This is a genomic window from Bacillus sp. NPDC077411 (genome assembly GCF_044543425.1).
In the GTDB taxonomy this organism is placed as follows: domain Bacteria; phylum Bacillota; class Bacilli; order Bacillales; family Bacillaceae_G; genus Bacillus_A; species Bacillus_A bruguierae.
This window is the reverse complement of sequence record NZ_JBITWA010000009.1, coordinates 43,221-55,104: the sequence shown is the minus strand read 5'-3', so window position 1 is coordinate 55,104 and position 11,884 is coordinate 43,221. Positions and strand designations below refer to the sequence as shown.

Genomic DNA, 11,884 nt, shown 5'->3' with positions numbered 1-11,884 from the left:
CAAAATCGCCATTTAGGGAGAGAATGTCATGGACTGAAAGCATTCTTATGGTAGACGGAAGTGAATTCACCTCTGGAGTTGACGCCAGGACCATGTAAATGTAAAGGCGTTCCGGTCTAACAAGCCGTTATAACGAATTAAGTGGGCAGGCTCGTTCTGTCAATTTAGGGTGGTACCGCGAATTTACCTCGTCCCTTTTTAGGGAGCGAGGTTTTTTTATTTTTAACATTAGGAGGGTTCCAAATGGAAGCACGTTTAAAAGAGCTAAAGCAAGAAGCTTTAGAGCTGATTGAAGAAGCGAAAGAGCTAAAAGGCTTAAACGATGTACGCGTTGCGTATTTAGGAAAAAAAGGCCCAATTACAGAAGTATTACGCGGCATGGGGAAATTATCTCCAGAAGAGCGTCCACGTATGGGAGCGTTAGTAAATGAAGTACGCGCGGCAATTCAAACGCGCCTAGAAGACAAAATTAACCACTTAGAAAAAGCAGTAATTGAAGCGAAGTTAGCATCTGAAACTATTGATGTTACATTACCAGGTCGCCCTGTAGAAACAGGTTGTCACCATCCGTTAACAGCGGTTGTTGAACAGATTGAAGATGTGTTTATCGGTATGGGATATGAAGTTGCAGAAGGAACAGAAGTAGAGAAAGACTACTATAACTTCGAAGCATTAAACTTACCGAAAGATCACCCAGCGCGTGATATGCAAGACACTTTCTACATTACAGAAGAAACATTACTACGTACACATACATCTTCTGTGCAAGCAAGAACAATGGAAAATAATAAAGAAAAAGGCCCGATTAAAATTATTTGCCCTGGTAAAGTGTATCGCCGTGATGATGACGATGCAACGCATTCACATCAGTTCATGCAAATTGAAGGTCTTGTAATTGATAAAAACATTCGTATGAGTGACTTAAAAGGTACACTGCAAGTATTTGTGAAAAAGATGTTTGGTGAAGATCGTGAAATCCGTCTTCGTCCAAGTTTCTTCCCATTCACAGAACCATCTGTTGAGATGGATATTTCTTGTATGATGTGTCACGGAAATGGTTGCGGCACATGTAAAGGGACTGGCTGGATTGAAATTTTAGGTGCTGGTATGGTTCATCCGAACGTACTTGAAATGGCAGGCTATGATTCAAAAGAATATCAAGGTTTCGCATTCGGTATGGGTGCAGAGCGTATCGCGATGTTAAAATATGGCGTTGATGACATTCGTCATTTCTATACAAATGATGTACGTTTCTTACAACAATTCAAACGAGCGTAAGGGAAGGAGAGGATAAATATGTTCGTATCATATCGTTGGTTACAAGAGTATATAGATATTCAAGATGTAACGGCACAAGAATTAGCAGATAAAATCACGAAAAGTGGTATTGAAGTAGAAGGCATTGAAGTATTAAATAAAGGTGTAAAAGGTGTTGTAGTTGGTCACGTATTAGAATGTGAAAAACATCCAGAAGCTGATAAATTAAGCAAATGTCTAATCGACATCGGTGAAGAAGAGCCAGTACAAATCATTTGCGGTGCTTCTAATATTGCAAAAGGTTTAAAAGTACCAGTTGCAAAAGTTGGTGCTGTTCTTCCTGGTAACTTCAAAATTAAAAAAGCAAAGCTACGTGGTGAAGCTTCTCACGGTATGGTTTGTTCTTTACAGGAGCTTGGCGTTGACGGCAAATTAGTTGCGAAAGACTATGCAGAAGGTATTTTTATTTTCCCAAGTGACGTGGAAGTTGGTGCAGATGCACTTGAAATCTTAAATTTACATGATGAAGTACTTGAATTAGGTTTAACACCGAACCGTGCTGACTGCTTGAACATGTTAGGTGTTGCGTATGAAGTAGCGGCAATTTACGGCCGTGAAGTGAAACTTCCAGCAGCACACTTACAAGAAGTGGCAGAAAAAACATCTGATTATATTTCTGTAAGTGTAGAAGCAACAGAACAAAACCCATTATATATTGCAAAAATGGTGAAAAACGTAAAGGTTGGTCCATCACCAATCTGGATGCAAACGCGTCTTATGGCAGCTGGCATTCGCCCGATTAGCAACGTAGTTGATATTACAAACTACATTTTAATTGAATACGGTCAACCATTACATGCGTTTGACTACGATAAATTAGGTTTAAAAGAAATCGTTGTTCGTCTTGCAAAAGAAGGCGAAAAGATTCAAACATTAGATGATCAAGAACGTACATTACAAGCGCATCACCTTGCGATTACAAACGGCACAAAAGCATTAGCTGTTGCTGGTGTAATGGGCGGAGCTGAATCTGAAGTTGATAACGATACAGTAAACGTTCTAATCGAGTCTGCATACTTCGAAGGTCAAACGGTGCGCCGCGCATCAAAAGACTTAGGTCTTCGCAGTGAATCAAGTGCACGTTTCGAAAAAGGAATCGATCCAACACGTACATTCGAAGCAATTCAACATGCAGCTGCATTAATGGCAAAATACGCTGGTGGCGAAGCGCTTGAAGGTGTAGTAGAAGTTGATAACTTACAAGTACAAGAACGTACAGTATCAGTTACAACTGAAAAGGTAAATCGTGTATTAGGTACAGAAATCTCTGCAAGTGAAATGGGTACAATTTTTACAAACTTGAAGTTCCCATTCACAGAAGTAGAAGGAACATTCCATGTAAACGTACCAGCACGTCGACCTGACATTACAATTGCAGAAGACTTAGTTGAAGAGGTAGGTCGTCTATACGGATACGATCATATCCCAGTTACATTACCAACTGGAACAATGACGCGTGGTAAATTAACAGTAGCGCAAGCAAAACGTCGTAAAGTACGTCGCTACCTAGAAGGTGCTGGTTTATATGAAGCAATTACGTATTCATTAACAAGCGCTGATAAAGCGAAACAATATATGGTTGAGCCGAACGAAAAGGCTCCTGTAAATCTTGCACTTCCAATGAGCGAGGAACGCAGCCAGCTTCGTTTAAGCTTAATACCACAATTGCTAGAAGCAGTTTCATATAACAACGCTCGTAAAAACGACAGTGTTGCATTATATGAAGTAGGTTCTATCTTTTTGCCAACAGCAAAAGGTGAGCTTCCAAAAGAAGAACAACATCTTGCTGGCGTTATGACAGGTCTTGCTCTTCACCATGCATGGCAAGGTGAGAAGAAAGTTGTAGACTTCTTCGTTGTAAAAGGTATATTAGAAGGATTATTCGATGTACTTGGCGTTGCAAGCAGCATCACATATGCTCCTGCAAAACGTGAAGGCATGCACCCAGGACGTACAGCCGATATCTTACTAGACGGAGAAGTAATTGGATTCATCGGTCAATTACACCCAGAAGCGCAAAAACAATTAGATGTAAAAGATACATTCGTATTCGAATTATCTCTAGTAAAAGTATTTGCTGCTGATACAGAAGATACTTACTACTCAGCAATTCCGCGTTTCCCATCTATGACACGTGATATGGCAGTTGTAGTAGCCAAGGAAGTAAAAGCTGGTGAAATGAAGCAAGCGATTAGCGAAGCAGGCGGAGAACTTCTAAAAGAAGTAACATTATTCGACTTATACGAAGGCGAAAAAATGGAAGAAGGCAAGAAATCACTTGCATTCTCTATGAACTACTTCGATCCAGAACGTACATTAACAGATGAAGAAGTAACAGAAGCACATAGCCGTGTATTAGCAGCGGTAGAAGAGAAATTTGGTGCGGAGTTGCGTAAATAATTTTTATATGTAAAAGAGAGGATTGTCACTCATCGTAAGAGTGATGATCCTCTTTTTTTTATGAAAAGCAAAAATGAATGCAACCAAATACTGGTTTTTTGTATCTAATAGAATGTAAAGAACATGAAAACAAGCGTATATTGAAATTAGTTAGCAAGGGGGTTCTGAAATGGGGAAGTTAGAAGCCTTAGTGAAAAAGGCAAAAAAGGGAGATGGAGAAGCATTTGTTTCTCTTGTGCAGCGCTATGAAGATGTGCTGTACAAAGTCGCAAGTAAACTGTTGCAGAAAGATGAGGATGTGGCCGATGCGATGCAAGAAGCAATCACAGTGGCTTACGAGAAAATACATACACTTAAAAACGAAGAGTACTTTAATACATGGATTTGTAAAATATTGATCAATACATGTAACGGTATATTAAACAAAAAGCAAAAAATTACGTTAGTAGATGGGCACATTGAACAAAAACAAAATAACAATGAATTTCTGAAAATAGAACTGGAAGATGCACTAAATAGTTTGAATAAAGACTATAAAATGGCGATCGTTTTATATTACATCGTTGGGCTTAGTATAAAAGAAATGAGTGTGTTTTTAAAAGAACCGGAAGGAACGATTAAATCGAGACTTTCCAGAGCCAAGTCAATATTACGTAATCATTATTATAGTGGTGAAGGAGTGAGTGTAAATGAAAAGTAACTTCGAAAAAGAATTTCAGCATGTGTTACATGAGGAAAAAGAAATACCTAGTATTGTTAGAAAGTCTTTAGATCATTCCTATGATGTAATACGTATGAAAGCAAAGAAAAAGAAAAGAAATGTGATGTGGAGAAAATTTGCAGTAGCGGCTTGTTGTTTTGTGATAGCTGGTGGTGTTTTTACAAATGAGCATGTGCGAGCTAACATAAACAAATTATTTCATTTTAATGATAAAGGAATTGAGCGAGCGGTTGATGAAGGATTTACACAAAAAAGCAATAGTACGGCTACTGATAAAGGGATCACAGTGATACTTGACAGTTATTTTGCTGACGCGAATAAACTAGGGTTTAGCTTTCAATTAGTATTTGGGGATACAAGCATATTCAAGAAACAGGTAAAAGAAGTGTCTTTTGACTATCGATTAAAAAATGGTGATGGCGAATATATTATGGAGTCTATTCCAGACACAAAGCCTTTGAAAGGTAACAAATTATATGTATCTGGAGGAGAAGATAATAATCCATATATAGATAGGAAAACTGGAAAAGTTTTATACGAAGCGATATGGGAGTCAAATCAGGGCTTGATTCCCAAATTAAAAGATGCTGTGTTAGAAATAGAGAGCGTTAAGGTTTTTTATGAGAATGATGAACGGAAAGAAATTGATGGTATATGGAATTTACCGATTAGCGACAAAACGAAAGAAGAAGCAACTTCAACGGTTGAGTATAGATCAGCAGAAACAACATCTAACATCCATATTGTATCTGCAAAGGTAAATCCAACATCTCTCAACCTAACATTTTCAGTTAATGAAGTAGTAGAAGATGAAAATACTTTTATGGATATGAAGGTTATAGATGAAACAGGAAAAGAATATAAATCAAAAGGGTATAGTATGGATGTTGAAAATGATAAAACGACTGTACATGTTAATTTCCCGATTACTTCTTATGATAAAGCGAATACATTGAAGATCCAAATGAAGAAGTTTGGAGAAGTAGAGTTAGTTAGAAAATAAAGTGCAATCAAAATCATCTGCACTTTATTTTTTCTTTGTTTTAACCCTTGCATGTGGCAGAAAAAAGCCCTGACCGCTTCTATGCATGGCCAGATGCTCTCGCCCATCAAAAAAAGAGTGGTTTTATGAAGGTTTTTCAATTTGTATTTATATAGAACGACAACTTGCATCTTTCAAAGGAATGTAGTACATTAATTTTAGTTTAACAAAAAGAAAGACGATGATAAGGAAAAGTAGTATATACTATAATCCAAAGCGAATCAGGGATGGTGCGAGCCTGATGAGGCGGTATATGTGAAGAACACCTTGGAGTTGCTAACCGAAATTGAATTGTGTATTCAAGAGTAGACTTAGACGGGTATCCGGCCTGTTACAAACCGGAAAGTATGTATCATACATACGAGTTAGAGCTGGTCTTTATGACAAATTGGGTGGTACCGCGAAGTTTAACCTTTCGTCCCTTTATGGATGGAAGGTTTTTTTGTATTTAAATATATGTAAAGGAGAATTTCAATATGGAAAACACATTAGTAAAAAGTCTGTATAGAGAAACTGATAAGTATATAGACCAAAAAGTACAAGTATCAGGTTGGATCCGTAACTTACGTGATTCAAAAGTATTTGGTTTTATCGAATTAAACGATGGTAGTTTCTTTAAAAGCGTTCAAATCGTTTTCGATACAGAATTAGATAACTTTACTGAAATTACGAAGCTTCCATTAAGCTCATCTATTAAAGTAGAGGGAACACTAATTGCAACGCCAACTGCAAAGCAGCCGTTTGAAATTAAAGCGGACAAAATCGAAATCGAGGGATTATCAGATTCTGATTACCCATTACAAAAGAAACGTCACACGTTTGAGTACTTACGTACAATCGCTCATTTACGTCCAAGAACGAATGCATTCTCGGCAACGTTCCGTGTGCGTTCAATTGCAGCTTATGCGCTTCATAAATTCTTCCAAGAGCGCGGCTTTGTACATGTTCATACACCAATTATTACAGGTAGTGATACTGAAGGTGCAGGTGAAATGTTCCGTGTAACAACGCATGATATGAACAACGTGCCAAAAGGTGAAGATGGAAATGTAGACGATTCAAAAGACTTCTTCGGCAAAGAAACAAACTTAACAGTAAGTGGACAATTGAATGCTGAAGCATATGCATTAGCGTTCCGCGATGTATACACATTTGGTCCAACGTTCCGCGCTGAAAACTCAAACACAACTCGCCACGCTGCTGAGTTTTGGATGGTTGAACCTGAGATTGCATTCGCTGAATTAGAAGATGTAATGGATCTTACAGAAGATATGCTGAAGTATGCAATGAAATACGTATTAGAGCATGCACCAGAAGAAATGGAATTCTTCAACAGCTTTGTTGATAAAACAGTTCTAGAGCGCATGAATAACGTAATTAACTCTGACTTTGGACGCATCACATACACAGAAGCAATTGAAGTGCTTCAAAAATCAGGTGCAGAATTCAAATACCCAGTAGAATGGGGAATTGATTTACAAACAGAGCACGAAAGATACTTATCAGAAGAAGTATTCAAACGTCCTGTATTCGTAACAGACTATCCAAAAGATATTAAAGCATTCTATATGCGCTTAAATGATGATGGCAAAACAGTAGCCGCAACAGACTTACTTGTTCCTGGCATCGGCGAATTAATCGGCGGAAGTCAACGTGAAGAAAGAATGGATGTTTTAGTAGATAGAATTAAAGAACTAGGCATGAACGAAGAAGACTACTGGTGGTACTTAGAACTTAGAAAATACGGCGGTACAAAACATGCTGGATTTGGTCTAGGTTTCGAACGCTTCTTAATGTACATTACTGGTATGGGGAATATTCGTGACGTAATTCCATTCCCAAGAACACCAGGCTCTGCGGAGTTTTAAGATTGGAAAAAAGGTATATCAACAGCAATTAAGCTGTTTGATATACCTTTTTATTTTTCTTTTGAGCAGGGAGAGATGCGGGATAAGGAGAAACATTATGTGGAAGAGAAAGGAGCTGAATTTGTGAAAAAAAGAATGGTATGTTTCTTAGCGATCATGCTAATCAGTTTAAGTGCATGTGGAAAGGAAAAAGAGAAACAAGAAAAAGTAGTTCCAACAACATCACAAGAGGCAGAGGTTGTTACGTTTCAAGGAAAAGAGATAAAAGAAATTCAGCTAACATCTACGAAAACAAAAGGTACGAAAGTATTGAAAAAAGCAAAAGATATGAAACAGCTTGTATCTGCCCTGGAGCAGGTTGGGTTGGAGGAAAATGGCGATGAGCCTAAAACATTATCACTAGATGAAGCAGCTAAATCCGCTATTCATTACAATATGTCTATTGATTATGGTGATGGCTCAATTGGGAAATATTTTGTTTGGGTAGAAGATGACGGAGAAATTGTAATTGGACATAAGGATACTCCAGAGAAAGAACGTGTTGAATTTTATGATTTAAAAGAAGCCTCAAAAAAAGTTGCAGAGACGTTTAAAATAGAGTAGTAAAAGCAAAGGAGCTGACACTAAAAAGTCCACTTTTTAGTCAGCTCCTTTCACTTTTTGGTATGGTCCAGTTCAGTGGCTCGAATACTCGTATGTTGAATATTATCGGAATGTCTTTATATTCTGTCGAAGCGTCAATATATTGCAAATAACGGTTGATATTTCGGTGGAAATGGAAAAAAGGATTGACTTCAAAAGGCACATAGGTGCCTTTTGGGTCAGCTCCTTGTTTAGTCTATACGTATCCTGTCCATACTGAAAAATAACTATTTCTTCAACAATCGAAACGCTTTTTCCGTGTTTGCAAAATGTAATTTCACAAACTCAGGTAATCTTTCTTTCCCAAGCCTTTGAATCAATTTTGCCGCCGCAATATCGACTTGTTTCCCGGCACCTTTCGGAAGTGACATGCCCGCTTTTTTGCTTAGTTCATCAAATTGTTTTACGAATGAATAACGGGCTAGAATGGAAGCTGCTGCAACGGCGATATGTACGCTTTCGCCTTTTGTAGCGAAATAGACATTTTCGCGTTGAACATTTTTTTGTTTGGCTAAATATTTATAATATGTAGCCGGCTGTGTGAACTGATCAATTAAGATGCCTTCTGGTTTCGTTGGTGCTATCTTAGCCAATAAGTTTGTAATGGCTTTATTATGAAGCATTGCTTTTAGTTGTCCTTGATTGTAGCCTTTGTCAAACATTTCGTTATATTTTTCGTTATGCAGAACAAGAGAGCTGTAAGGGACAACCGCCAGTAGTTGTTTTGCAATTTCGCAAATTTGTGTATCGTTTAAGTTTTTTGAGTCCTTGACGCCTAGTTCTTTTAATAATGGAATTTGCGTCGCATCGACGTATACGGCAACAACTGTCATCGGTCCAAAATAGTCTCCTGTTCCAACTTCATCTGAACCGAGAATAGACATTGCACTGATGGAAGCTGGCGGTGCATAAGAATGGTCATTTACATTTTTCTTTTCAGAAGTTTTCGGGGGCGCGGCATTTGCTTGCCACTGACTCGCTTCTTCTGTCGCACGTCCACCTTGAAACATAACTTTTCCTGATTTATAGGCTGTAATTGTGCAAGATGGAACCTTTGCCATGAAGACACCGCCTTGAGGAACTTTTGGCTGCACTACTTGTGCGTAATGTGTTTTCATGTCCATTATAACTGCAGAACTTACTTGAATGACAATAGAATTTGACAAAATGGTTACTCCTTTTTCATTATTTATATTTTTATCATATCGAATAGTTGTTTCTGTTTCCATATGATGTTTTTTCATGGTATGATAATCTTTAGGATTCTGTACGGGATTGGAGGACAGTAAGTTGTCACAACAAAATGGAAATCGAAGTCGAATTAATGTAGAAATTTACGGTCAACAATATTCAGTTGTTGGCGATGAAAGTACAAGTCATATACGCATTGTCGCAGCGATTGTGGATGATAAAATGCGCGAACTGAATGCTAAGAATCCTTCGCTTGACACAAACCGATTGGCGGTGTTGACAGCAGTCAATGTCGTACATGATTATATAAAATTAAAAGAAGAAAATGAAAAATTGAAAGAAAGAATGAGACAAAAAGGACTGGAATAACATGGTTGATATTATAATTATTTTATTGCTTGTTATGGGATGTCTTCTTGGTTTAAGAAGAGGACTGGTATTGCAGATTGTAAAGTTAGTAAGCTTTATTATTGCCTATCTTGTAGCATATTGGTATTGCAAAGATTTAGCACCTGCATTGCAAAAAATTATTCCATACCCATTTAAGCAAGAAGTAAATGTGCCGAATTGGCTCAATGCAAATAGTATGGAAACAGTTTTCTACCAAGCCATTGCGTTTATCGCATTATTTATTATTACAAAAATCGCACTAACATTGCTTGGACATCTTTTAAACATGTTTACAGAAATCCCTGTTGTAAGACAGGTTAACGCATTAGGCGGAGCGATTTTAGGTTTTTTAGAAGTGTATATTATATTGTTTGTATTAATTGTGATCGGTACGGTACTTCCAGTTGAGCAAGTACAAACGTCGCTTAATACATCAACAATAAGCAAAGTAATTGTAAATGATACACCGATTCTTTCTGAAAAAGTTAAGGAATTATGGCAAACAGGCAGCAAGGTATAACTTCTCTTCTTTAGAAAGAGAAGTTTTTTTCTATGATGGGAAGGCGGGAGAAGAATGAAAGTAAATAAAAAACAAGTGATTAAGCTACTTGAGACGATTGCACTTTTCATGGAACTAAAAGGTGAAAATCCTTTTAAAATATCAGCATTTCGTAAAGCGGCAGCAGCGTTAGAAAATGATGATCGCAGCCTTTCAGAAATTGAAGATTTTATGAAAATACAAGGAATCGGAAAAGGAACTGCAGCCGTTATTGCAGAATATATTGAAGTTGGAACATCAGAAGTGCTTACAGAGCTTGAAAAAGAAGTACCGAGCAGCTTATTACCGCTTTTAAAATTACCAGGTCTGGGTGGTAAAAAAGTCGCAAAGTTATATAAAGAACTTGGCGTTGTAGATATAGAAACATTAAAGAAGGCTTGCGAGGAAAATCAAGTTCAAGCACTTGCTGGATTCGGTAAGAAAACGGAAGAGAAAATATTAGAAGCAATCGCTCAAGTTGGTTCTCGTCCAGAACGACTTCCGGTAGCAATGGTGATTCCTATTGCCGGGGAAATAGAGCGGAAATTGTCGAATGTACCAGAAATTATTCGTTATTCTCGTGCGGGTAGTTTGCGCCGCGTTCGTGAAACAGTGAAAGATTTGGATTTTATTATTGCAACAACAGAACCAGAAAAGGTGCGTGAGCATTTACTACAGTTTGATAATATGATTGAAGTTATCGCAAGCGGAGATACAAAGGTTTCCGTGCGCCTTCAGTATGAGTACGATATTTCTATTGATTTCCGTCTTGTGAAGCCGGAAGAATTTATTACTACTTTGCATCACTTCACCGGCTCAAAAGATCATAATGTAAGAATGCGCCAAATTGCAAAAGATAAGGGCGAGAAAATTAGTGAATACGGCGTTGAAAACTTAGAAACGGGAGAAGTGCAGACATTCGAAACAGAAGAAGCGTTTTTTGCACACTTTGGACTGCCATTCATCCCGCCAGAGGTGCGTGAAGATGGAAAAGAGATCGATCTAATTGAGCAGTATCCGAATTTAATTCAGTTCTCTCATATTCAAGGTGATTTACATATGCATACAACGTGGAGTGATGGTGCTTTTTCTATTGAAGAAATGGTACAAGCATGTCGTGCTCGCGGTTATAAATATATGGCGATTACTGATCATTCTCAGTACTTAAAAGTAGCGAATGGGTTAACGAAAGAGCGCCTTCGTGAACAAGGAAAAGAAATTGAACGTATGAATGACAAGCATCCAGATATAACCATTTTGCGTGGTATTGAAATGGACATTTTACCAGATGCGACGCTTGATTTTGATGATGACATATTAGCAGAGCTTGATTATGTCATCGGTGCCATTCATTCTAGTTTCTCACAAGATCGCGAAACGATTATGAAACGTCTTCGCACCGCAATTGAGAATCATCATGTGACAATGATTGCGCATCCAACAGGCCGCTTAATTGGTCGCCGCGAAGGCTATGATGTCGATACAGATTTATTAATCGAGCTTGCGAAAGAAACAAATACTGTACTTGAGTTAAATGCAAATCCAAATCGTTTAGACTTAAGTGCGAAGCTGTTAAAGCAAGCGCAAGATGCGGGTGTGAAAATCGCCATTAATACAGATGCTCATACGCTTGAAATGTTAGAGGATATGGAGATTGGCACTGCAGCTGCGCGCAAAGGTTGGATTCAAAAAGATACAGTTATCAACACGTGGGATATTGAACGTTTATTAAATTATATTAAGCGTAATAAGTAACACAAGGGGGACGTGCAACT

At 37.9% G+C, this 11,884-nt stretch carries 10 protein-coding genes and 2 other annotated features (1 of these 12 running past the window's edge); of the genes, 9 read left to right on the top strand and 1 reads right to left on the bottom strand.

Annotated features, from left to right (window positions below):
• Positions 1 to 199 (top strand) — a binding site (T-box leader); it begins 30 nt to the left of the window's first position.
• A gap of 44 nt (positions 200 to 243) precedes the next feature.
• The 6 genes from pheS to ACIGHG_RS13475 all read left to right on the top strand — a co-directional run bounded on the left by pheS (position 244) and on the right by ACIGHG_RS13475 (position 7,951).
• Positions 244 to 1,278: a phenylalanine--tRNA ligase subunit alpha gene (gene pheS, locus ACIGHG_RS13500; RefSeq protein ID WP_090916448.1), complete on the top strand. Its 1,035-nt coding sequence runs from the start codon at positions 244 to 246 to the stop codon at positions 1,276 to 1,278.
• An 18-nt stretch (positions 1,279 to 1,296) separates the two neighbouring features.
• Positions 1,297 to 3,717: a phenylalanine--tRNA ligase subunit beta gene (pheT, locus tag ACIGHG_RS13495; protein ID WP_396548911.1), complete on the top strand. Its 2,421-nt coding sequence runs from the start codon at positions 1,297 to 1,299 to the stop codon at positions 3,715 to 3,717.
• A gap of 169 nt (positions 3,718 to 3,886) precedes the next feature.
• Positions 3,887 to 4,417: a sigma-70 family RNA polymerase sigma factor gene (locus ACIGHG_RS13490; protein WP_396548910.1), complete on the top strand. Its 531-nt coding sequence runs from the start codon at positions 3,887 to 3,889 to the stop codon at positions 4,415 to 4,417.
• Positions 4,407 to 5,441: a DUF4179 domain-containing protein gene (locus ACIGHG_RS13485; protein WP_336471046.1), complete on the top strand. Its 1,035-nt coding sequence runs from the start codon at positions 4,407 to 4,409 to the stop codon at positions 5,439 to 5,441. Before ACIGHG_RS13490 ends, ACIGHG_RS13485 begins: the two co-directional genes overlap by 11 nt.
• A 211-nt stretch (positions 5,442 to 5,652) precedes the next feature.
• Positions 5,653 to 5,906 (top strand) — a binding site (T-box leader).
• Between the two features lie 50 nt (positions 5,907 to 5,956).
• On the top strand, positions 5,957 to 7,348 hold the full coding sequence (gene asnS / locus ACIGHG_RS13480) for an asparagine--tRNA ligase (protein ID WP_336471047.1): 1,392 nt from the start codon (positions 5,957 to 5,959) through the stop codon (positions 7,346 to 7,348).
• Between the two features lie 99 nt (positions 7,349 to 7,447).
• The gene (locus ACIGHG_RS13475; protein WP_336471048.1) at positions 7,448 to 7,951 is read left to right on the top strand and encodes a hypothetical protein; all 504 of its coding nucleotides are present in this window, start codon (positions 7,448 to 7,450) and stop codon (positions 7,949 to 7,951) included.
• A 266-nt stretch (positions 7,952 to 8,217) separates the two neighbouring features.
• On the opposite strand, the gene rnhC is transcribed toward ACIGHG_RS13475, so the two are convergent.
• Positions 8,218 to 9,156, bottom strand: coding sequence for a ribonuclease HIII (gene rnhC, locus ACIGHG_RS13470; protein WP_336471409.1), 939 nt, complete (start codon positions 9,154 to 9,156; stop codon positions 8,218 to 8,220).
• Positions 9,157 to 9,280: 124 nt separating this feature from the next.
• Between rnhC and zapA the strand changes: the two genes are divergently transcribed.
• Genes zapA through polX form a run of 3 tightly spaced genes read left to right on the top strand, consistent with a single transcriptional unit; the run spans position 9,281 to position 11,864 of the window.
• Positions 9,281 to 9,550: a cell division protein ZapA gene (gene zapA / locus ACIGHG_RS13465; RefSeq protein WP_139207680.1), complete on the top strand. Its 270-nt coding sequence runs from the start codon at positions 9,281 to 9,283 to the stop codon at positions 9,548 to 9,550.
• Between the two features lies 1 nt (position 9,551).
• Positions 9,552 to 10,091 (top strand): CvpA family protein, encoded by a 540-nt coding sequence (locus ACIGHG_RS13460; protein WP_090916461.1) that lies wholly within the window; start codon positions 9,552 to 9,554, stop codon positions 10,089 to 10,091.
• Positions 10,092 to 10,145: 54 nt separating this feature from the next.
• Positions 10,146 to 11,864, top strand: coding sequence for a DNA polymerase/3'-5' exonuclease PolX (gene polX, locus ACIGHG_RS13455; protein WP_396548906.1), 1,719 nt, complete (start codon positions 10,146 to 10,148; stop codon positions 11,862 to 11,864).
• The last annotated feature ends 20 nt before the right edge of the window (positions 11,865 to 11,884 follow it).